The organism is Pelagicoccus sp. SDUM812003, assembly GCF_031127815.1.
Lineage (GTDB): Bacteria > Verrucomicrobiota > Verrucomicrobiia > Opitutales > Opitutaceae > Pelagicoccus.
The window spans coordinates 121079-143328 of record NZ_JARXHY010000016.1 but is presented as its reverse complement, the minus strand read 5'-3'; the positions used below and the strand labels follow the sequence as shown (position 1 = coordinate 143328).

19 protein-coding genes are annotated in these 22250 nt (G+C 58.4%); 6 read left to right on the top strand and 13 right to left on the bottom strand.

Annotated features, from left to right (window positions below; all coding sequences use genetic code 11):
* Window positions 1–72: 72 nt before the first annotated feature.
* Window positions 73–732 carry a nitroreductase family protein gene (locus tag QEH54_RS18950; RefSeq protein WP_309020280.1) on the bottom strand — a complete coding sequence of 220 codons (660 nt, stop codon included), beginning with the start codon at window positions 730–732 and terminating at the stop codon, window positions 73–75.
* 132 nt (window positions 733–864) lie between these two features.
* Between QEH54_RS18950 and QEH54_RS18945 the strand changes: the two genes are divergently transcribed.
* From QEH54_RS18945 to QEH54_RS18935, 3 genes are all read left to right on the top strand, one after another.
* Complete coding sequence (locus QEH54_RS18945; protein WP_309020279.1) at window positions 865–6498, top strand: DUF6531 domain-containing protein; 5634 nt, start codon at window positions 865–867, stop codon at window positions 6496–6498.
* A gap of 3 nt (window positions 6499–6501) precedes the next feature.
* A complete protein-coding gene (locus tag QEH54_RS18940) occupies window positions 6502–7236 on the top strand; it encodes a hypothetical protein (protein WP_309020278.1) in 735 nt (244 codons plus the stop codon).
* Between the two features lie 203 nt (window positions 7237–7439).
* On the top strand, window positions 7440–8063 hold the full coding sequence (locus QEH54_RS18935; protein ID WP_309020277.1) for a DUF3793 family protein: 624 nt from the start codon (window positions 7440–7442) through the stop codon (window positions 8061–8063).
* A gap of 218 nt (window positions 8064–8281) precedes the next feature.
* Here the strand turns inward: QEH54_RS18935 and QEH54_RS18930 are convergent, their stop codons facing one another.
* The 5 genes from QEH54_RS18930 to QEH54_RS18910 form a co-directional block, all read right to left on the bottom strand.
* Complete coding sequence (locus QEH54_RS18930) at window positions 8282–8473, bottom strand: 4Fe-4S binding protein (RefSeq protein ID WP_309020276.1); 192 nt, start codon at window positions 8471–8473, stop codon at window positions 8282–8284.
* Window positions 8474–8905: 432 nt separating this feature from the next.
* A complete protein-coding gene (locus QEH54_RS18925; protein ID WP_309020275.1) occupies window positions 8906–9892 on the bottom strand; it encodes an ATP-binding cassette domain-containing protein in 987 nt (328 codons plus the stop codon).
* A 206-nt stretch (window positions 9893–10098) separates the two neighbouring features.
* The gene (locus QEH54_RS18920) at window positions 10099–10788 is read right to left on the bottom strand and encodes a GTP-binding protein (RefSeq protein ID WP_309020274.1); all 690 of its coding nucleotides are present in this window, start codon (window positions 10786–10788) and stop codon (window positions 10099–10101) included.
* Window positions 10779–11819: an ABC transporter substrate-binding protein gene (locus QEH54_RS18915; RefSeq protein WP_309020273.1), complete on the bottom strand. Its 1041-nt coding sequence runs from the start codon at window positions 11817–11819 to the stop codon at window positions 10779–10781. The genes QEH54_RS18920 and QEH54_RS18915 overlap by 10 nt, the downstream gene beginning before the upstream one ends.
* A gap of 262 nt (window positions 11820–12081) precedes the next feature.
* The gene (locus QEH54_RS18910) at window positions 12082–12384 is read right to left on the bottom strand and encodes a tetratricopeptide repeat protein (protein ID WP_309020272.1); all 303 of its coding nucleotides are present in this window, start codon (window positions 12382–12384) and stop codon (window positions 12082–12084) included.
* 211 nt (window positions 12385–12595) lie between these two features.
* On the opposite strand from QEH54_RS18910, the gene QEH54_RS18905 reads away from it, so the two are divergent.
* Window positions 12596–13162: a DUF2975 domain-containing protein gene (locus QEH54_RS18905; RefSeq protein ID WP_309020271.1), complete on the top strand. Its 567-nt coding sequence runs from the start codon at window positions 12596–12598 to the stop codon at window positions 13160–13162.
* Between the two features lie 3 nt (window positions 13163–13165).
* Entirely contained in the window at window positions 13166–13372 is a 207-nt protein-coding gene (locus QEH54_RS18900; protein WP_309020270.1) for a helix-turn-helix transcriptional regulator, read from the top strand.
* Window positions 13373–13472: 100 nt separating this feature from the next.
* Here QEH54_RS18900 and QEH54_RS18895 read toward each other — a convergent pair whose 3' ends face one another.
* The 7 genes from QEH54_RS18895 to QEH54_RS18865 form a co-directional block, all read right to left on the bottom strand.
* On the bottom strand, window positions 13473–15578 hold the full coding sequence (locus tag QEH54_RS18895; RefSeq protein ID WP_309020269.1) for a helicase C-terminal domain-containing protein: 2106 nt from the start codon (window positions 15576–15578) through the stop codon (window positions 13473–13475).
* Between the two features lie 168 nt (window positions 15579–15746).
* Window positions 15747–16823, bottom strand: coding sequence for a putative Ig domain-containing protein (locus QEH54_RS18890; protein WP_309020268.1), 1077 nt, complete (start codon window positions 16821–16823; stop codon window positions 15747–15749).
* Window positions 16824–16866: 43 nt separating this feature from the next.
* Window positions 16867–17094: a DUF4266 domain-containing protein gene (locus QEH54_RS18885; RefSeq protein WP_309020267.1), complete on the bottom strand. Its 228-nt coding sequence runs from the start codon at window positions 17092–17094 to the stop codon at window positions 16867–16869.
* Window positions 17091–18095: an FAD:protein FMN transferase gene (locus tag QEH54_RS18880; protein ID WP_309020266.1), complete on the bottom strand. Its 1005-nt coding sequence runs from the start codon at window positions 18093–18095 to the stop codon at window positions 17091–17093. The genes QEH54_RS18885 and QEH54_RS18880 overlap by 4 nt, the downstream gene beginning before the upstream one ends.
* Entirely contained in the window at window positions 18092–19264 is a 1173-nt protein-coding gene (locus tag QEH54_RS18875) for a DUF3570 domain-containing protein (RefSeq protein ID WP_309020265.1), read from the bottom strand. The genes QEH54_RS18880 and QEH54_RS18875 overlap by 4 nt, the downstream gene beginning before the upstream one ends.
* A gap of 224 nt (window positions 19265–19488) precedes the next feature.
* The gene (locus QEH54_RS18870; RefSeq protein ID WP_309020264.1) at window positions 19489–20295 is read right to left on the bottom strand and encodes a penicillin-binding transpeptidase domain-containing protein; all 807 of its coding nucleotides are present in this window, start codon (window positions 20293–20295) and stop codon (window positions 19489–19491) included.
* A 106-nt stretch (window positions 20296–20401) separates the two neighbouring features.
* On the bottom strand, window positions 20402–20938 hold the full coding sequence (locus QEH54_RS18865) for a L,D-transpeptidase (RefSeq protein ID WP_309020263.1): 537 nt from the start codon (window positions 20936–20938) through the stop codon (window positions 20402–20404).
* 6 nt (window positions 20939–20944) lie between these two features.
* Between QEH54_RS18865 and QEH54_RS18860 the strand changes: the two genes are divergently transcribed.
* Entirely contained in the window at window positions 20945–21943 is a 999-nt protein-coding gene (locus QEH54_RS18860; protein ID WP_309020262.1) for an aspartate-semialdehyde dehydrogenase, read from the top strand.
* Window positions 21944–22250 lie beyond the last annotated feature (307 nt).

The following is a 22250-nucleotide window of genomic DNA, read 5'->3' as shown; positions in this document are numbered from 1 at the left end:
CGATAGATGCTGGGTTACGTTTGGGTTAAGAACATCCGAGGGAGGGCGCGAGCTGGCGGATTGCCTGCGCCGTTAGATCGCTATCCATCGAGACCATTGGGAAGGGGCGCCGCGTTTGTCGCGGAGCTTGCCTCCACTGACTTCGGTTTTGCTGAGATCGCTTGGGAAGAGGAAAAGGGCGCCGATGAGGATTTCGCGAGGGGGAATGCCTAGCCACTGGAAAACCTCTGGCGAACGCAGGGCGCCGCCGCTGGACCAATAGTTGGGGAGATCGTGCGCGGTGGCCGCTAGCAGGATGTTTTGGGCCGCGGCTGAGGCGGCGGCTATATGCTCCATGTTTTCCAAGGTCGGGGCGAAGAGCTCTCCCGCTGCCGGCATGGGCTCGGAATTTGGAAGCCAGGTGATCTGTATCAAGATGCTGGATGCAGCGAGAAGCTGGGGGATTTTCGTTTCGTCACCGATTTCGATAAGGCGTTTCCGCAGGTTTTTGCAGGCGGTTTCGTCAAGCAGGTAGGCTCGCCAAGGCACGTTGGAGTTCAGGTCGCGCTTTCCGCGGTGCTCGCGAGACGCCGGTTTGTGAAAAGGAGCCCACGCGGCCTGGGCCACGATTTCCTCCGCGATGGAGCGATCCAGTGGGGCTGGAACGGGCTCGGAAGCGAGGGCTTTGGTGGTGCGTCGCTTCGCGATCACCGACTTCAGGACGGAGAATGAATCAGAGTCTTGGCGTTGCATAGGTTTGGCGTCTGGAAAGATTGGCCGCGATGGCGAGGGTCGCAAGTCTGATGCTGGGAGTGGCGTCGCGTCGTTACGGCTCGACTTAGCGGGCTGAGGCGGTTTTTCTGTTTTTGCCTAACCCTTCCAACTATGCGTATCCCGTTCCTCTTGGGGCTGCTTGTGCCCTGTTGCGTCCTCGCGTCTCCGCGCTCCGGTACCATTCTCGTTGATCAGCTTTTCGGAGGCAACGCCCCGACTGACATCAACTTATCCCTTTCTCCTTCCAGCTCCGAGGGCATTGTGATCGATGAGCAGGCAAGCAATCGAGGCGACTATTGGATTCGATTGGAGGGCGGAAACATCGCCGAAACGGGGGCGTTGATATCCACCCTGGCGGAACATGCCCGCGACAATTCGTCCGTTGGCGGACCGTCTGGAGCCATTTTATCCACCACCGCGATTGTACCGGTGGGACCGGATGCGTATTCGATCGGACTTTTTCGCTTGGGAAACAATGACGAGTTCAACGCCAACGTCTCCTTCGGTCACTTCCCCTTCGATGAGTTTTTAGCAGGAGTGGCATCGGGATCGGTGGATCCGGTCGTGCTCGATACGCTGGTGGCTTCGCAAGGGATCGAGCTAGGGCCAGGCGAACAGGTTCAGCAGCTCTCGGACGGCGATGTGTTGATCGACCTTCGTGAGTTGGGGGGTGATGCGGACAAGGGTGTGCTGCTGGCGTCCAACGCGGAAAACGACGACAACGTGGCCTTGGTTTCCCCCAATGACGATGGCACCTTCACTATCAGCCTGAGAGACAACAATACCAACGCCACCGATGCCTTGGAACCCGGGGCGGTTTCGTTTGCCTACGTGCCTTTTGCGGAAGCGGGCGTTGCGGGCAGTCATGTGCTGGCGGCCGCTCGGATCGCTTCCGGTTCCACGGCGGTGAAGCATGGCGGCAGCTTCTACCTGACAAAAGGAAACACCGGGATTTGGTACCTGAACGTTCCGGGCTACGACGCTTCGAATGCCACGCTCTTAGCGACGCATATTTGGGACAAGAGCGGGGCGAATTCGATCGACAATTTCATCACGACCCGATGGCTGGAGGATGAGAACAGTTGGGAAATCGTCAGCCATGACCTGCCCAATGGCGAAAACCAGAACGGCTCGTCGGACGCGGAGCGGATGTTTTCCTTCGTCGTATTGGCCAAGGATGCTCCTAGCCAGGACCTTGGACCCGAACTCCTCGAGAGCCCGCTGGTCAGCGAGATTCGCCCGCATAGCGATAGCCTGATCGGAAACGGAATCGACACCGCCACCGGCTCCTTCATCCAAGGGCGCGAGCTGCTAGCAGTGGAAGGCGTGCGTCCGTTGTCGTTCGATATCAACTACAACTCTCGATTGACCACGGCATCTGGTCCTTTGGGGACGAGTTGGAGCCACAACTACGAGGCTCGCTTATGGGGGACGCTGGGTACCGACATCGTAATCAAGTGGGATGCTCACCGGTATTCGCGCTTCAGATACATCGAGGAGAAAGTTAACGGCTTGAACTATGTCGGAGTAGACGAGGATGTGCGCTATGCTTCGCTTGCTCCGCAAATACCGCATCCCGCCCTGCCACCGGGAAGTTGGCGGCTCGCGTTGGAAGACGGGACAACGTACTATTTCGGCAAGGACGGTCGTCTGACCGCGGAGTACAACGTGGTGCGCCAAGGGATCGAATGCTACTACGACGAAAACGGACGCTTGGACGAACTGTTGGAGCCCTATTCGGGTGTGCGCGTTTTTCTTGGATACAACGATGACGGCTTGATCGAAACGGTGAGCGACGACCTCGGCCGGATGGTTAATTTGAGTTACGACGAGCAAAGTCGACTCCTCACCGTGCCCGCTCCTTTCTATCCGGAGGAGGATGAATATGAAACGAGTTTCGGGGTGACCGCTATCCCGGATGACGATGGCGACGGAGCGACAATCTATGTGGACGTGGAGGAAGGCGGATCGATCGGCGGCATAGTGACTACGGCCTTCAGCGTATATCATCCACGTGAGACCGATCTGGCCATCACTATCACCTCGCCGGAGGGAACGGTGCTCGAGGTGCCGGCTGTGGCGTCAACCGACGATTCTCGCATCAATTACGATGGAGAGTTCTTCGAAGGTTTCGAGGGCGAGGACCGTCGCGGTCGCTGGTACCTGACGGTGAAAGACGAGGAAGCGGGCGTGACTGGTTCTATCGAGGCCTTTTCGCTCAGTTTCAGCGATTCGACCCGAGCAGTTGCCTACAGCTACGATGAGGCCAATCGCATTTTATCGGCGGAGGATTCGGTCGGCGAAAGCCTTTTAGGCGCGGACTACGATCAGCTCGGTCGCATCGTAAGGCAGAGTGATGGGAGAGTGGATACGCCGGATATGACGGTGGAGTATCTGGAAAACCAACAAGAGGGCACGCTTGAGACGACCTATTACGATCCCCTCGGAGAGCCATGGAGTTTCGTGCACGACGAAGGGTTTCATCTTCTGCAAGCCACCGATCCGCTCGGGAACTCGACCGCGTTCACCTACGATGAAAACGGAGCTCGCCTGTCGGTAGTGGATGCCAAAGGGCGAACGACAAGCTTCACCTACAGCGAGAACGGGGATGTCGCCAGCATGACGGATCCGGCTGGGTATACGACGCAGTTCAACTACACGGGCGAGCACCTAGTGGTGGAGATCATCGATGCGCTTGAGCGCGAGACGAGCATGCTCTACATGAACGGACGCTTACAGGCGGTGACCGATGAGCTCGGAAATCAGGACAAAAAGGAGTACCACAACAATGGCCAAGTCTCCAAGGTGATCGCTGCGGACAACGCTTTCGTCGACTACAAGCTCGATGAGCAAGGCAGAACGGGGAGGATCTCGAATCCAGAATATGGAGACATTGAGCAGAACCTAAACTACGACCTCGCGGGTCGACTGATTCGACGCACCGATTTCGGCGGAAATGAAACGCAGATTTTTTATAACGCTGCAGGCGAGATACGAAAGCAGATCGATCCGGAGGGCAACGTATCCAGATGGGAATACGACAATCGGGGCCGCTTGACCAAGCGCATCGATCAGCGGGGATTCGCGACGACCTTCGAATACGATGGAAACGGGAACATGATTTCTTCGACCAACGCCATCGGAGAGACCACCACCTACACTTACGATGCGGATGATCGCTTGTTGACGACCGTCGATGCCCGTGGCGCCACCGTGACTCGTGAATACGACAAGCTAGGGCGGGTGGTCGCCATCACCGACCCTCTTGGTCGCACCACCAGAACCGAATATGACGAGGTAGGAAATGTGGTGAGAACCATCGACGCCAACGGAGAGACCAACCTGCGTATTCAATATGACGAACGCGACCTGCCAGTGAAGATGACGGACGCCATGGGGCACAGCGTTACTACGACTTACGATGCCATGATGCGGCGTACTCAAACAGTCGATGAGTTGGGACGCGTAACACGCTACGAATACGATGAGCTTGATCGCATCGTGACGGTCACCGGCCCGTCGGGTCGAACCAGTACTGCGGAGTATGCGAAGGACGACATACTGGTTCGCTTGGATCCACCAGGGGAACGGCCAGTCTCCTTGGGTTACGACCGTTCCAACAACCTGACTCGAGTCCTGCTCTACAACGGTTCGCGAACGATTTTCGAATACAATGCCCGCGACCTGCTCTCTCGCAAGTTGACCGAAGGAAACCACAATATCAACTACACCTACGACGATGTCGGGCGCTTGTCGGAGGCGGATCCGACTTCCTCTCCACTCGCTATCCGTGGCTACGAATACGACCAAGCCGGAAACCTGCTGCGAGTCGGCACACGTTTGAGCAACGGGGGCGACCTGAATCCGACAATCACCCGAACCTATGATTCGGTTGGTCGATTGGCGACCTACACCAACGAGCGTGATGAAACGCTTGTCTATGCCTATGACAAGTCGGGCAACCTTTCTGCTTTGATCTATCCCGACGGTAGCGAAGTGAGCTACAGCTATGATTTGGCGAGCCGTTTGACCTCAGTGGAGGACTGGGAAGGACGGGTGACTAATTTTACTTGGGACGAACGCGATCGATTGACGAAGATCGAGTTTCCCAACGGCGCTCGGCGCGAGCTGAACTACGACTCTGCAGGGAATATTCGGATACGAAACGACTATGATGCGAATGGTGAGACCATCCTCTCGTATTTGTATAGCTATGACGCTGCAGGGCAGCTACAATCCGAGTTGACTTCACCCGAGCTGGAGCCCGCCATTCCCACTCCGGCCACTTACACTTACAGCAACGAAGGGGAGATCGAGACGCTCAATGGAGAGGGGCTAGGCGTCGGGAGAGACGGCGAGCTAAACAGAGGTCCGGCGGGAACGCATCTGGAATCGCTCGCTTACAATGTCTGGGGGCAACTGTATCGAACGGCCGACTACTTCCATTTCTATGACGAAGAGGATCAGCTGATCGGTTGGGAACCGCGTGGTGCGGCATCGGTGGCGGAAGGCAACCAGCTCTTCGTCAATCCCGCCTCTGGTCTAAGTCAGATTTTGAGCAACAAGGGTCCAGACGAGGCTTCGAAACGCTACGTCTACGGGGTAGGGCTTTTGTACGAGGAAGATGGGAACACTGGTGAAATACGCGTCTTTCATTACGATCATCGCGGCAGCGCTGTCGCCTTCAGCGGAGACGATGGGCTGCTTCTCGGACGAGTCGGGTATACGCCCTATGGCGAAATCGCTTGGCGTACTGGAGATACGGATACGATTTTCCTCTTCAACGCGTTGTACGGTGTGGTCACCACTCCCGAAGGACTGGTGCACATGCGCTATCGCTGGTATTCGCCCATTGTGAGGCGCTTTTTGACCCGCGACGCTCATTTGGGCAACGTGACCGCTCTCAGTTCCATGAATCGTTATGCCTTCGCGGGAGGAAATCCCGCCATGCGCATCGATCCGGAAGGCGAGTTCTGGTGGGTCGCCGCAGGGGCGGCTATTGGGGCGGCGGTCAATGTGGGAATCACCTTCGCGGTCGACATCAGCGACGGTTCCATCGACGAGTCCGCTGCGACCTATCTCGCCTCCGCTGCCTCGGGCGCGGTCTCTGGGGCCATCATCGCTGCGACGGGTGGACTGGGCGGGGCTGTGGCGGGAGGCATAGCTGGTTCTTTGACCGAGGATCTGGTGTACGCCGGGCTTTCCGGCGAATCGCTGGATGGTCGAGAAGTCGCCACCGGAGCGGCTTTGGGAGGCCTGTTTGGAGCGGCCGGGCACGGAGCGGGCAAGGTCGCCGGAAAGCTGGGATCGAAGGCTTATGCCAAGACGTTCGGCAAGCCGGGCAATTTCGCGAAGTTCGTCAACAAGATGACCATTCCGGACAAAGTGGCCCGCCGTCGGGCGGTGGGAAGCCTGCAAGAGCTCGTGGTGAGAAGCGGCAAGAGGGAGGCGTCCGACGCTCTCAAAAGCTTCGCCTTGGGCGTTGGTGGCCGTTTTCTGGGGCAAGTCGGCGGTACGGTTGTGGAGCAGCTCTCAGGCAAACTATTCCCTTCCAGTGGCGGCGGCAATGGAGGCTCGCAAGGTCAAGGGCATTATTCGGTCACGGTGCGGGCCAATCGAGGCATCAACGCGAACCGCCATCGAGCTTATGGGGAGTACGTCCACTACGACCTCTTTTTGGACGCGGTCCGGCTGGCGGACCGTCCGGTGCCCAATCATCCGAACAACACTCTATCGGGATTCTAGGAAATGAACGCGCGACTCCTCTACAGTTTTGGCCTAGCAATCTTCCTCTGCTCCCTCACGCAGGCTCAGACGAACCTCTACGACGAAGACGGGCGTCTGGTGCAGAGTATCCATCCGACGGGTACAGCAGTGCTCTACGAATACGATGCGGCGGACAACATCATATCTGTCAGCACGGCTGAGGCTCCGGTGGCTCCGACGAACCTATTGGCTGAATTGGAAAGCGCCACCGCCGCTCGCGTGACTTGGGCTGATCAGGCGACATTAGAAACTGGATACAGGATCGAACGACGAAGCGCTTTCGGATATAAATGGTCGGTAGTGGCGGAGCTGGATGCGGACGTTTCCTCGTACCTTGATACGACCTTGTCGGAATATGGAAGCTATGTTTACCGGATCCATGCGTTGGGGAACGATGGCTTGCGTTCGGCCTATTCCGCGGAAGTCGCCGCGGCGGGGGCGGGAAGTTTCACTCCCTTCAAATTAAGCAAGGTGACCTTTGCCGGGGAGTCCGCCAACAATCCACTGGAGGTCGCGTTCGTGAGCGAGGCAGGTGTCGCCTACTCGGTAGAGACCAGCGCCGATTTGAGCGCCGATTCGTGGACTGCCATCACCTTCGCGTTGAGCCCCGATGGTCAGCAGTCCCAGACTGCTATCGAGGGCTCGGGAGGCGCGCTGCTGATCTATCTGCCGGTCGAAGATGGTCCTGTCTTCTATCGTCTGGTGAAGGTCGAGTAGGTAGGCCCCGCTGAGGTGACGAAACCTCCGCTCATGAGGGAACGCGATTTCACTCCGAACGGTTTCCTGCATCCAAGAGCTCCCACGTTTTCAGTAGCCCGACCTACGCGTTTCTTAAAAAAACCGTTCTTCCTTCGCCTCGAGGCAGATTAGGCTTGCGGTTTTTTCTGAATGAGCGATAGCAAGACTCAGTCTCAATAGCTATGACGGCACTGCTACAGAACGTTCCTCAACTGACACGCTTTCTCCCTTGGCGGAAGCGCTTGGAAGTTTTGGGTGAGAAGGGCAAGCGTTTCGAGCAGTGGATGTTTCTCAACGCTTCCAGCGTGCTGCTCAGCGAAAAGACGGGCGAGCTGCTCGCACTCAGTCTGCTTGAGATGGAGATGAGCTTAGCGGAGGTGGAAGCGGGGCTTCAGCGCTTGGCCGATGAATGGGGAATTCATTTTCGTTTACTCTTCGAGAGCAACGGTTTGCTCAAGTTTATCGTGTACCAGGAGGACCGGTTGCAAGAGGTCTTGGACGAAGCTCCCTTCTGCGTAATGGGGGCCCAGCTCAACTACCGCTACCCGTTGCGGGCGGATTCCTTCATCGAGGAGGTGAAGGAGCGCTGGGAGGATTTCGGAACGGTGCCGCATGAGATCGGAATCGCTCTCGGTTATCCGCTCGATGATGTCTTTGGCTACATGGGGCTGCTTCCGCTGGCCTGCAAGGGCGTCTGCGGCTGGCGTGTCTACGGCTGCATGAAGGAATCGCAGCGTCGCAGCAGCGCCTTTAGCAACGCTCGCTGCCAAGCCTTGGCCTTTATCATGAGCCCTAAGGTCGCGTAGGGCTTTTTATCCGCAGAGAACGCGGAGCGGGAAGCTGATGAGGGGAGGCGACTTCTGGGCGGACCTCGTTGCAGGATCGGGGTTGGGCTAAGGCTCGCCCGGAGGTCGAGCCCCACCTGTGGCGGGTGGGTGACGTTTGACCGGGGAGAGGGCGCGAAAAACCGCGAACCCCTCGAGGGAATTCGCGATTTTATGAAAGGTTTGGACGCGTCTGCGTTCTAGCTCTTAGCGATGGCGTCGGTCGGGCACTGCGGCACGCAGCGCACGGCTCCCATGTTGGTGCAGTCGTTGCAGAGATCGCTGTCTATTTCGTAGGTCTTGGCGCTGGCGGCGGCGCTGATGGCGTTGCGAGGACAAACAGGGCGACAGGCGTCGCACATGACGCAGAGGTCTGGCTTGATGAAGTGCATGGTTTCAGTGGGTTGTTTTCGTTTTCTACAGTTGAGATTAGGACTTCGGATACAGTCTCCATTTATGAAGACGAATCAACCCGTTGAGAGCGAAAAATGCGCCATAAGTCGTTAATCAGCTGAATGTTAAGCGGTTTTATCGGCAAATGAGACTCAGTATCTCTCATCTCTTGCTATTGAGACTGAGTTTCGAAGCCCGGCCTGGATGTTCGTTCGATTCGCCTCCAGCGCGAACCGTGCCGAGAGCTGGTATTTGATTCGTTTTGGGTCCCATCCCTCGCCGCTTGCGGCGTTCTGTAGGTCGCCGCAAGCGGCGACAAGCCAGAGTGGCGGGTCAGCGCCCCGCCCTACAGAAGGGCTTGCTTCAAATGTGTAATTGAATTTCCCGCTGCTTGCGGCGGGGATGTTTATGGGGAAAACGCGTCGACGGGTTCAAAGCGTCACGCGTTCGCCGCGTCGCAGGCGTTCGCGGGCGTCGGCGATGGCCCGGTCGAGTGCTTGCAGCTTCTGGCAGGCGCGGCGTTCGGCTTCGTCGGGTATGATGACTTTGCTAACGGCGCCGTTGGCGATGATGAGGCGCTTGTGACCGCTGAGGGCGAGAATCGGGTCGTGGGTGGAGAGCAGCACGATCTTGCCTTTTTCGATGAAGAGTTTGAGGGCGCGATTGCGGTCCACTCCGGCGTTCTCGATTTCGTCGATCAGCACGATGGGCTTGGGGCTGAGGAAGGCGGCGTCGGCGATCATCAGCGAGCGGGATTGGCCGCCGCTAAGCTGGGTGATCTGGCTATTCGGACTGAAGGGCTCGCCGGACATGGAGATGGCTTCCTGCAGGACTTGGGCGACTACCTCTTCGCAGTTTTCGATGCCGCGGCTCTCGGCGTGCATCGTCAGGAAATCGTCGGCGCTGAGGTCCATGATGAAGTTCATGTTCTGAGTGATCTGGGCCACCAAGCCGCTCTCGCCGTTGAATCGGTCGAGGGTTTCCGGCGACGCGCCGTTGATGCGTATCCGACGGCCGGTGGGTGTGTCACCCTGGGCGAGGCACTCGATGTCCGCCAGGAAACGGCTTTTGCCCGAGCCGGTGGGACCGACCAGACAGACGACGTCGCCGGGCTCGAAGCGAAGGTTGTGAGGCTCTGGATTACGGTCCTTGTCGAAGCCGGCCAGCACCTCCAGGGAGGTGAGCGAGCAATCGTCTTCCGTCGAATCGGCGAGCTGCTGATGCTGGAGGCAGGCGTTTTGCAGTCCGTCAAGTGAGAGTCCGCTGGCTTGTTTCGTTTCCCAGGGAAGGGCTTCCCAATAGGCGCTGAGCGAGGCGGGCAACTCGGGGCTGGCGGGCAAGTGCTGCAGTCGCAAAAACGCGTTGAAGGTCTCGAGGGAGGAGAAGGGGAATTGGCTGATTTTGGGCTCGGGATTCATCACTTTGTAGCGGAACGTTGGGCGAGAGGGGCCGAGTAGAGGCGTTTAGGTCGCGGCGTTGGGTTCATGTAGGTCGCCGCGCTGAGGCGACGAGCGAGGTTTGAGCGTCCGGCGGTTCGGCTTCTGTGGTTTCGGCGGCTCGGCGCGCCGCTTTGCAGGATCGTGCTTGGAATTGGCGGCTCGGCGCGCCGCCCTACAGGGGGCGCTCATTCGGGAATACGGATCTTGCGCACCGTGCCTTGCTGGTGTTCTTCGCCGATACGGGTCTCGCCGAAGCAGTAGGAGCAGACCGCGGTGGGTACCGAAAAGCGCATGCGGCCGCCTTCCAGCGTATCGGCGGAATGGGCGCCTTTCCAGATTCGGCTAATCTCCCAGGCGCCTTGTCCGGTGATGCCATTGACGAACTGGATGCGGGCCTTGGGATTGGCCTGACGTATCCTGAAGGCGAATACTTCGCGTTCCGCCTGGCTGACGATGTCGCCTTTGGTGACCGCTACCATATCGGCGGTCTTCAGCATGGGACCCACTTTTCGCGGCGTATTGACGCCCGAGAGGTTGTCCAGCACGCAGACCGAGAGAAAGCCTTTGATATGCGGGGCGCAGCGGTTGCACAGGCCGGCGCTTTCGCTGACCATGAGATCCAGCTTCTCGCGTTGTCCCCAAGCGAAGCAGTCCTCGATATTGGTCACGAAGTAATGGTCCGGGCAGAAGTTCGCCGAAATCCCGGTCAGCACCGGAATGCCCGCCGCATCGAAGGTTTCGGCGTCCTGGGTGCTGAGGCAATCGAACTTGACCACGCCAACGCGCACGCCGTCGTCGACGATGTGCTTGAGCGTCTTTAGGATGACGCTGGTTTTGCCGCACGAAGGCGGTCCTCCCACAGTGATCAGCTGCATGACGTCTGTCTTGCTTCTTTGAATACGGCGTTGAGCTCGTCGCGCAGGGCTTCCAGGTCGTTGTTTCGCAGAAAGTCCCATCCGGTCCAGCTCAGCTTGCCCGGAAGTGGCTTTTGCCCCGGGTAGCTGCGCACGGCGGGAAAGCCTACCGAATCGAGGTACTGGGCCCAGTCTTCGCTGTAGAGATAGTCGATGGGGAGCTGGCTGACGGGACGGCGGCCACGTTTTCCCATCACCATCAGCGGCTGGAAGAAGGCGCCTTCCTCAGGCCAGAGGATCTCCACCTTTTCCGAGCGCCGGCGGCCTTTGGCGAAGAAGTAGTTGAGGCAGTAGATGGAGGTGCCGTCGGGATGGCGGGCTCCGGCTGCTTTCACCATTTGGGCGGGAGACCAGAACTGCTTGGCATTGCGGGCCAGGGCTTCAAGTCCCTCGTTTCCGAAACGTATCCAAGTATTGAATAACATGTTGTCGGAGAGCTTGGAGTCGTCGTGTCCGGCCAGGGTGATGTCGCCTCGATAGATAGGATCGGCGAGGTCCTGCCAGCGCTTGGGAGCGGGCTTGTCGCCCAGCTTCTCGCGGTCCACTAGCAGCACGGTGGGAAAGGTCGCGTAGAGATTCATGGCCCCCAGCGGGTCGTCGATGCCGGCCTCTACGATTTCCGGGCGTAGTTCGAAGCTTGGTTTCTCGATAGGGCCGTAGATTTCGGAATCGATCCAGCGCTGGCGGCCGATGGTTGTGAAGAAGTCGCTGCTGCCGCCGTCGCTCATCACTCCCGGCATTTCCTCTTCCGAGCCGGTTTTCCAGGTTTCGTCGTAAGGGTCATTGTCGGAACCGCCGTGAAAACAGCCATCGGGGGAAAACCAGTCGACCTGCCCGAATTCCGCCTCATGCGCTCGAAAGTAAGCATGCATGCGCCGCTGCATCTCCTTGCGGATGGGACAAGGGGCGTAGCCCAGATAGTCGAGTTTGCGAGGGAGCCCGTCTTCGTTCTCTGGGAAAGAGGGTTCTTCGTCTAGAAGCTCTGTTTGCATGCCACGTCGGGCAGCAGGATATGTTCCCCTAGACGGGATCGGAACCGGTGTGAACTAGGCGTTATGCAGGGTAGAAAGAAGGGTAATGGGAGAGGTGAGAAGGAGGGATGAGAGGCTTAACCACAAAGTTCACGAAGAACACAAAGCTTGGGGAGAAGGCAGAGGGAGGTGTAGGCGCTTGAGATCCGAAAAACCGTCACCGGGGCGAGCATAGTAGGTGGGATGCGGTTGGACGGGCTCGCCCGGAGGTCGAGCCCCACCTTTAGAGGTCCGCGAGGAGTTTGCGGACTTCGGCTTCGGGCGTCTCGTGGTGTTGCTCTACGGCGAGCTGCAGGGCTCGTTCGAGCGTTTGCTTGGCGTCGGTAGGACGCTGCAGGGCGAGCAGGCTCTTGCCTTTGAGAATCTCCGCTACCATCCAGTCCGGCTTCTTCTGGATACAGGTGTCGAGGTGCTCGATGGCTTCCTCGTGGCGATCTTCTTCGATGAGGGCCTGGGCGAGGGAGAAGCGAAACAGCTCGTTGTCAGGATTCTTGGATACGAGGTCTTGGAAGCGTTGGGTTTTCATGGTGGTACGAGGGAAATGAGTCGCCCACGAATTGCACGAATTTTCTCGAATAGGTACAGATCGAAAGGGAGATGAAATTTATCGAGAAACGATAAAAGTTGTTGACGCGGCGGGGGTTATTATCGAAAAACGATAAATGGATGCACGACCTCTTTCCTTTCGGCTACTTAATTTCGTCCTCGGGTTCTGTTGGTGGGGAGCGATTGTTTTGGTGATTTTGTTCCTTCTGGCCATTTCGGTGGAAGTATTGGCGAGTGACGGCTCGTCGGCAGAGATTAGCTACTTCGCTGCTGCCTCCAATGTGGATACCTCGGGATTGAAGGTCTTCGACAAGGACGGAAGGGAAGGAAGAGTGAGCTTCGAGGAGGGAACGGTTTTGATGTTTCACTTTCCTCTCGATTCGCTGGAAGTGAAAGTAAGGATGATGGTCTTGGCGCTTTTCTTTGCCGCGATCGTTCTGGCTCTGTTTCTGCCTCTTGTGAAGCAGTTGAGGGAGATTATGAAGACGGTGTACGCGGGGGACCCGTTTGTGGAATCGAATGCCAAGCGGGTTCGGTGGATCGGGCTGATATTGATCATCGCGACCTTTGCCGAAGCGATTAGCGAGTTAGTCGTTTATGGATACGCGGATGCGACCTTCGTAACCAAGGGCTTCGATCTCGATGGTCGTCTCTCCTTGGACTTCATTCAGCTGATCGCTGGCATGTGCGTGCTGGTTCTTTCGGAAGTGTTTCGACAGGGAACGAGGATGCGCGAGGAACAGGAGCTCACTGTATAAGCTATGCCGATACGTGTGAAGTTGGACGAGCGAATGCGCGAGAAGGGCATGTCGCTGACGGAGCTGGCAGAGCGAGTGGGGCTGACCTTGGCGAATCTTTCGATTCTGAAAACGGGGAAGGCGAAGGCGGTGCGGTTTTCGACGCTGGAGGCGATCTGCGCGGCGTTGGAGTGTAAGCCGGGGGATTTGCTGGATTACGAGGAAGAATGATGGCACCGCGGTGGGAATGGTTCTTCCCACGAATGACACGAATCGACTCGAATCGTTTTGAGGATAATTCGTGAAGATTAGTGGAATTCGGGAGCGGTTCTCATCTCGTCATAGGTGGTTCGTTCCCGAGGTCGCGGCGGCTGGGGAGCGATTCGTTTATATCGACGAAGCGGGCTTCACGGTCGGCTTGGCTGATGCGGATGAATTTTTGCTTGGGCAGGCTTTGCAGGAATTGGCGACCGTAGCTTTTCTGGAGTATCCGAGAGTCCAATACGGTGATGAGGCCTTTGTCGTCCTTGGTGCGAATGAGTCGGCCGATGCCTTGACGGAAGCGGACTAGGGCTTCGGGTAGGGTGAGGTCGGAAAAGGGATGGCCGCCGCGTTCCTTGATGTATTCAGATTTCGCTTCGGTGATTGGATGGGTTGGGACGTCGAAGGGGAGGCGCGTGATGATGACTTGGGAAAGGGCGGGCCCGGGCACGTCGACGCCGGTCCAGAAGCTTTCCGTGCCGAAGAGCACTCCGTTTCCAGCTTCGCGGAAGGCGGCGGTGATGTCGCTGCGGGAGAGGCCTTGGCCTTGGGCGAAGAAGGGGCGGCCGGCGGCTTGGAATTCGGTCTCGAGAGCGGCGGCGACTTGTTTCAGCACCGCGTAGCTGGTGAAGAGAACCAGGCTGCCTCCTGAAACTTTGGATACGCAGAAGCGGACGTAGTCGGTGAGGACTTCGACGGAGCGACTGGCGTCCTGGGGCGAGGGAGCGGGCACGTCGGTGGCGACGTAGATGCGGGTATGGTTTTCGTAATCGAAAGGCGAATCGACGCTCTCGGCCTGCTCGTGCTCAGCCCCCACCTTGAGCTGGAAGGGCTTCATGTCGCGGGCGATGGACAAGGTGGCGCTGGTTAGGGTGACGGAGATCTCCTTATTGAAGAGCTCCTCGCGCAGGTAGGGGGCGATGTCGATGGGGGCGGTGCGCAGGGTACAGATGTGCCCGTGGCGGCCGCTTTTTTCCAACCAATGCACGTGGTCTTCCTCGGCTAGGCCGATGAAGCGGTTGATGTTGGCGTAATAACTATGCAGGCGTCCGCGCTGGTCCTTGAGCTCGTCGTGCATGGGACCGTCCTCGATCTTGGAGAGAATGGAGTCCATGGTTTGCACGGCGGCTCGCAGAGGAGCGATTATTGTGGGTTCGCACCAGCCTTCCTCCGATATGCGGACGACGGGGCGTTTAGCGAGATAGGTGGCGATGAGGTAGCCGAAGAACTCCTGGGCGGCTTCCTGGGCGTCGATGATGGCCTGGATCTGCTGCGGGTAGGCGAACTTGGAGATCATGCCCTTCTTGCGCTTCGGGTTGAAGAGGATCTTCAACTGGCGATCCAGGCCGTAGGAGCTGATGCGGGCCCCGAAGTGCTCGGTGGCGACCTCGGCGGTGGTGTGGCCTTCGTCGATGACCAGAAAGTCGTCCGGCAAAAGGATGCCCTTGGCCCCGGGAGCCAGGCCGCCCGCGTTGATGAGGGCGAAGAGCAGGCTGTGGTTGACGATGACGATCTGGGCCTTGCGGATTTCCGCCCGGGCCCGCTGGTAGTGGCAGCTTTCGTGGGAGCAGTTCTTGCGGTTGCAGGCCGAGCCTTCGGCGTTGACCTGTTCCCAGACTTCCCAGCTCGGCTGCGGGTTGAGCTCCTGGCGCAGACCGGTCTTGGTGTACTCGGCCCAAGCGGCGATGCGTTGCAGCTCCTCGAACTCGTCGGTGGGGAAGAGCTCGGTCTTGTTGCGCACCGCGTTGGCCAGGCGGGTGGGGCAGAGGTAGTTTCCTTTTCCCACCAGCACGGCGGATTTGAATTCGGCGTACTTCTCCAGCTGGGGGATTGAGCCGAAGAGGTTGCGACAGATTTTGAGGTCCTTTTGCTCCAGTTGCTCTTGCAGGGCGATGGTGTTGGAGGAGATGACGCAGGGGCGCTGGGTCTCGGTGGCATGGATGATGCCCGGCAACAGGTAGGCCAGGCTCTTGCCCACGCCAGTGCCCGCTTCGAAGATCAGCGGTTCGTCGAGATGCATACCCGCGGCCACTGAGCGGGCCATCTGCTCCTGCTGGGGACGATGCTCCAAGCCCATGGCGCTTTGCAGCCAGCCGCCCTCCTTGAAGATGCGGGCGACCAGGTCCGGCAGGAAGACGGAGGACTGGGCGCTTTCGCGATCGTTGGGAGAAATCATGGGCGACGTTTCGTTTGGACGCCGCTAGTAGATGAGAATTGGACGCGAGGGGGCGAGGGAAAAGGCGTGCGATTTTTTGACCACGATGAACGCAAAGAACGCGACGGAGGATTCGTGACGGAGTGGGAAAGTAGGGTTCGTCTAGAGGTCGTGCCCTACCTTGACCGTTTAGTCGGTGTCGCTGGTAGAGACGCGCAAGAAGATGGAATCGGGCAGGGAGCCGAGCTCGAGTTCGGCGCGTTGCTGGTCGTTTTCGGTGATAACGTCCGTTTCAAGCGGGGCCCAGCTTTGAGGGTCGATCGGGTTGCTGGTCATTTCGAGGGTGTAGAACAGTCCGTCCACGATGGACCATTTGGCCAGCAGGGTGTTTCCAATGCGTTCCAAAACGAGATCGGTTGCGACGAGGTCGATGGGTTCGGTCACGCTAAGGGAAAACTCGTCCTCGGCGCTCAGCTCGCCGTCGGAGGCAGTGACGCGGATGAGGACGGCTCCGACGTCGTTCGCGCTCGGCGTGCCTGAGAGCACGCCTGTCGAGGGAGTGATTGAGAGCCAGTCTGGAAGGTCGCTTCCATCTGTTTGCTCGGCAGAATAGCTCAGCTCGTCGTTGGGGTCGGGATCGGAGAAGCTGGCGGAGATGTCGAGGCTGAAGCTTTGCCCGGTCGTCGCGCTTTGGTCTTCGATCGGGGCGTCGAGGATTGGCGAGTTGTTGTCCGAATTGATTGTGATGACGAGTTCGTAGGCCTCCGCGGTGGGTCCTGACATTTCGGCGTCGCGCCAGGGCTTGAGAAAGATGGTGAAGGCGCCCGCTACGGTGGGAGTGCCCGAAATGAGCCCGAACTCCGCGTTGAAGTACGTGCCGTCGATCATCGGCTCTCCTTGGGAGCCGCTCACCGCGAGCCCTTCTGGAACAACTCCGCTCACGGACCATGAGGAGGCTCTGGCCATGGTGTTCTGCACTGAGAACGTGAGACTGAAGGGTTCGCCACGGTTAGCGCTGACCGGGGCCTCGGGATTGGTGACGTAGACGGCAGTGGTGGCGCCGCTGATCGCCTGGTAGGAGCCTAGTCCGGCGATGGCGACGGTGGCCTTTTGCGTGATGCGAGCCAAGGGGGCTAGGACCGAACGGTCGAGCTTGGTCAGCGCTTGTATCACCGGGCTTTTCTGTAGCAGCGTGATGAGGGCGATAAGGGCGGTGTTGGCTCTCCAGGAAGCGAGCTTGAAAAGGCTTGGAGCGTATTTGTTCATGGGGCGTTCCGTTGAAGGTTAGCGAGTGGGGGCTCGGGGAAGGTCAGTTGCAGCCGCAACCGCCGCCGCCGAGCCCGCCGCCTCCATGGGTGGCTTCGCGCGAGAAGTGAATGTGGCTAGTCATGGCGTCCTCGAGCGGGTCGCGATCCTCGCGCATGGTGTAGTCGGCGAAGCGGGCTTTCTCCCAAGGCTCTACGGAGGCGCAGCCCGCGAGTCCCGCGAGCAGAGCGAAGAGAAGAGAGAGACGAAGAATGAGGGGGCGAGTGGTCATGGCTGTGTCTGATTGGGGTCGAATACGAGCGTCTGGTAGGCTCCGGAGGTGATCATCTCCTTGTTGGGCAAAAGCAGAATGCCTTCGGACCCGAAGTCCTCTTCGATCCGCTCGAAGGCCGCCTCAGGGGAGAGCATCATGGACTGTGTGGCTAGCAGTCCGGCCTGGAGGGCTGACGCTGCGATGACGGTGGCAGAACGCGTTCGGGTATCGGCGGGTCGTCCGGTTCGTGGATCGATGATGTGGCCGTACTGTTTTCCTTGATACGTGAATTTTCGAATCGAATTGTTCGAAGTCGCGATGGCCATGTCCGTGGCCGCGAGGGAAGCGTAGGGAATTTGTGGCGTATTGGGGTCTTCGATAGCCACGTGCCAGGCAGGCCGGTTTGGCGGCGTACCCAAAACGCGGATATCACGACCGAAATCGACGAGGCCGTTTCGTATCCCATGGGCCACCGCCAGTTCGGCGACTCGGTCCACAGCCCATTCCTTGCCGAATCCGCCAAGGTCGAGGGCCATCCCGGGAACGGTGAGCTCGATGGCGTCGCTCCACTTGTTTACCTTGTCCCATCCGACCAGCTCCCGAGCTTGCTCGATCTGGCTTTCGGTCGGCGGTTTCCGGTCTTTGAGGTGATAGTCCCATAGCCGTATCAGCGGAAGGCTGGTGGCGTCGATCAATCCGTTCGTTGAGCTGGCGATGGCCCCTGCCAGGTCGAGCAGCTGGCTTGCCTCGCGATCGAGCGCGACGGCTGAGCGGCCAGCGGAAGCGTTGATTTGAGAGATGAGACTGTGGGGAAGGAAGCGCGAATACTTGGACTCGAAGTGTGAAACCCACTGGTAGGCGGATTGCGCGAAAACGCTGGCGTGTTCGTTGTCGGAGGCTTGGAAGAGGATTCGGCACAGAGTGCCCATGGCCTTGAACGACAGGTCATAGAGCTGCGTCTCGGGGGTGTAGCGAAGTCGGGCTGTCGCCAGCTTGGGGGATTGGCTGGTCGTTGTCATTTCGATATGGATACGCCAACGGTGAAGATCGAAGCGTCGGGGTAGGCTTGGGGCGAGGTCAGTTCGTCTTCGCCTGACATGTCGTAACGCTCGAAGTTGAGGTCGAGCGTCGCCCATTCGCTTAGCTGGTAGATGGCCTTGAGGCCGTAGGTGAGAGAGGAGAGCGACGAGAGCCGATAGTCGGAAGAGTAGAAGGGCGTGTCAGGGCCGGGGGAGCTTTCCGGAATGATGTCGGTCTGGTTCAGGTCGGGACTGTAAAATTCGGCGGCGGATTGGCGGTAGTATCGCAAATGCGGCCGTAGGGTCCATTTCTCCCCAAGCTTCTGGTACCAGGCGAGGTCGAGGGTGTGGCTTTCTATGTCCCAGTTGTCGTCAAAGAATCGATACGTCGCGTCGAGGCTGGCATCGAGAGTGTCGAAATACCGCTTGGCATTGGTCTGAAAAATGTATCGCTCGCGTTTTTCGGGCCTTCGCTCAGCGAAGATGAGCGGAAGCGTGAGCCCGTTCACGATCTCGATGTCCTTGAGAACCTGCTTGTATGGGTCGGTGAGATACCCGTCGATGTCGCTGTAGGTTAGATCGATGCTGAGAGTGGTTTTCGGATCGAGCAGCTGGGCGATTCCGAAGAGAAACTCGTGGGACTCCTTCTTCTGCGGATCGATTGCGGGAGGGGTGATGTCGTCGTCGATAAACGAATACGCGGTGCGCAGGGTGGTGTTTCGTTTGTTTAGGTACCGCGAATAGCGAATCGTGTAGCTGTTCGAGAGGTAGTCGTCCTCGTCGCTGCGAGCGTACTCGAAGCCGAGAATCGTTTCGCCGGGCCGGTACTCGAGACTGAAGGCGCCAGCCTCGCGTTCCTCCACCAGGTCGGAGAGCGGAAGCTCTCCCGAGTCTTCGTCGGCAGGAACGCCAGTGGGCGTCGCTCCCGCAATGGCGTCCACCACGCCTTGAAAGCGAGCAGTGGTGAAAGTGTTTATCTCCTTCTGAGCGAAGAGGTAGTGGGATTTGACGCGGATGCGGCCGTCGTCTTCCGCGTAGTCCTGCCACTTGTACTCCAGCCTGTCCTCCGCGCGGGCCGAGCGAGGCGAGGCGAGCTGGAGGGTGAGCCCCAACAAGAGGGCCCGAGATAGCATCGAACGATGCGGGATGCAGGTCGCTTCTAGCTGCATGTTAGATAAGGTAGGTGAGTTCTCTTAGTTTTTACGTAGCGAGAACCCTGTTGGATTCTGATGCTTATGAGTTTTATAAGGAAACTTAATCGAATAGGTCGATGGTAAATTCGGGCCGCGGGGAGCGATCTGCCGTTGGGCGCACGCGGGGACGGGAAGCCCGTGTTTGGGGGCGTTCTATTGTTCCAAGGCTCCGATTGCCTCGGTGGAGGTGACGCAGCTGCTTAGAGGGCGTCGAGGGTTCGGCGGGTAACGGTTTTACGAGCTTCGAAGAAGGCGCTATTGGCTTCTGGCGAGAAGAGCATGGTGGCGAAGAAGATCGGGCCGCTGTCGGCTTGTTTCCAGCCAACCCACCAGCCGACGTAGAGCTCGTCGTCGCTTTTGGTGAGGCCGGTCTTGGCGTGGATTTGAAAACCGTCGCCGGACTCGGTGAGCATCATGTCTCTGACCATTGCCATGTGGGCGGGTTTGGAGGGAAGCTGGTCGTGGTAGAGACGGGTGAGGAAATCGATTTGCTGGCGCGGACTGATACGGAGATCGCCGCTGAGCCAAAAGTGGTCGGGACGTCCGCTGATGGTTTGGTTTCCGTACTGGGCGGCGTCGATGAGAGACTGCATGGGTTTGGTTCCGATCTGGCGCACGAGCTGTTGAAAATGGGGAACGGCTGAGAGGGCGAAGGCCTCGCGGAAGGTGAGATCGCGATTGAGCTCGGTACGCTCGCGGGGGACGCCATCCCATTCGATGATGGAGTCCGGTCCTTCGATGACTCCGGTCTGCAGAGCGGCGAGCGAACTGAAGATCTTGAAGGTGGAGGCTGGAAGGCGAGCGTCGTCGATAAGCAGCGGGTTGCTGGCGAGGCTACGTTGGTTGGCTTCGTCGAATATGAAAACGACTCCCGGATAGCTCGACGCTTGTACGGCTTGAGCGGCTGGGGCGAAGACTTCGATGTCTGTATCGGCTTTTGTGTTACAGATCGCGCAGGCGAGGACGAGGAGGCAGGAAAGCAGTCGGACCATAAATAGAGGCTTCATGGCGAAAAGGCTGGAGAGCGATCGGATGGAGGCAATTCGCTGTTTGCGTGAGTTGCTTTTTTTATAGCGACCCATCGGCTCGCCCGGAGGTCGAGCCCCACCTTGGCTACTGGATGTAGACGAGATCGCCTTCGGAAACGGAGTCGAAGAGCTCGATCATCTCTTCGTTGCGCAATTGCACGCAGCCAGCGCTGGCGGGTTGGCCGATCTTGTCTTCGTGGTTGGTGCCGTGGAAATAGACGTAGCGCTGAAAGGTGTCGCGGCCAGGGCCTTGGTTGTGTCCCGGTTCCAGGCCTTCCAGCCAGAGGATGCGGCTGGTGATGAGGTTTTTCCGTTGTTCCTCAGCGTCGAGTTCCCAGTAGCGTTTTCCGATATCGATGCGGCCTTTGAAAACAGTGCCGATGGGCGAACCGTCGCCGATCTTGCGGGCGATGCGATGCAGACCGGTCGGAGTGCCGAAGGAGTTTTCGATGCAGGAAGGAGGGTTCCTGCTGGTGGAGACCGCGTACTCGCGGGCGGTTTGATCGTTTTCCAGGACTGATAGTCGCTGCTTTTCGATCGATACCAGCAATAGACGCGGTGTTTGCTTGATATTGAGCTCTTGAAGTTTATGGGTGACCGGTTTCAGTAAATCCGAGGACATCAGAAAATGGGTTACAAAGTTGGCATCGTAGGCGCGACCGGAGCGGTCGGGCAGGAATTTATCAAGCTTCTGGGCGACAGGGAATTTCCTCTGTCGGAGCTGAAGCTATTTGCCTCTGCCAGATCTGCAGGAAAGCAGGTCGAGGCGCTTGGGCAAACCATTACCATCGAAGAAGCCACGGAAACCTGTTTCGAAGGACTCGACTTCGTGCTTTTCAGCGCCAGCGGCACGGTCTCGAAGGCCCTTTGCCCTGCGGCCGCCAAGGCGGGCGCGGTAGCGATCGACAACAGCTCGGCGTTCCGTATGGATCCGGACGTTCCTCTAGTGGTGCCCGAAATCAATGGCGAGGCTGCCAAGTCGCATAAAGGCATCATCGCCAATCCGAATTGCTCGACTGCGATCTCTTTGATGGGCGCTTACCCGCTGCACAAGGCGTTCGGCTTGAAGCGTATGTTCGCCTCCACCTATCAAGCGGTGAGCGGCACCGGCGCGGAGGCGATGCAGGAACTCGAAGACCAGCTCAAGGCGTGGGCTAAGGGCGAGGAAGTGACGCACAGCGTTTATCCTTATCAGATCGCCTTCAACGCTCTCCCGCACGTCGACGCGTTCTTGGAAGATGGATACACCAAGGAAGAGATGAAGATGCTCAACGAGGGGCGAAAGATCATGAGTCTGCCCGAGTTGAAGGTCTCTTGCACCTGCGTTCGCGTCCCTGTGATGCGTTCGCACTCCATTTCCATCAACGCGGAATTCGAGCGCCCGGTATCGGTGGAAGAGGCTCGCAAGGCCATCGCAGCCTTCCCAGGCGTGGACGTGGTGGACGACCCGGCAAACAAGGTCTATCCGATGCCGCTGGACTACGCTGGCAAGGTGAACTGTGGCGTAGGTCGTATTCGCAAGGACAGCGCGTTCGAGAATGGCTTGGCGTTCTGGGTAGTGGGCGATCAGCTCTGGAAAGGGGCGGCTCTCAATGCGATCCAGATCGCGGAGCACTTGATTAAGTAGTTGACGGTCGGATACGTGAAATAAACACTTGCGAACGTCGCCCCCCTCGGACTCGGACGGGGGCGTCGTTTTTGTTGGTGGCTCGCTTGTCAGAGGTGGACGAAACCCAGCCGTTGCTCACGCAGAGTTCCAATTGAGTGTTCTAAGGGGTTTCAGGAGGTATATGGAGAACGTCACCCATGAATGCACGTGATGCAGGATGACAACGGGCTTCCTTTGTTGCCAAAGCCTGTGGATGAATTGGAAGCGGAATGATGGGCGATCGCGGAGAAGGCGATAGACTATACTCACGAAGCGTTCGTGACGC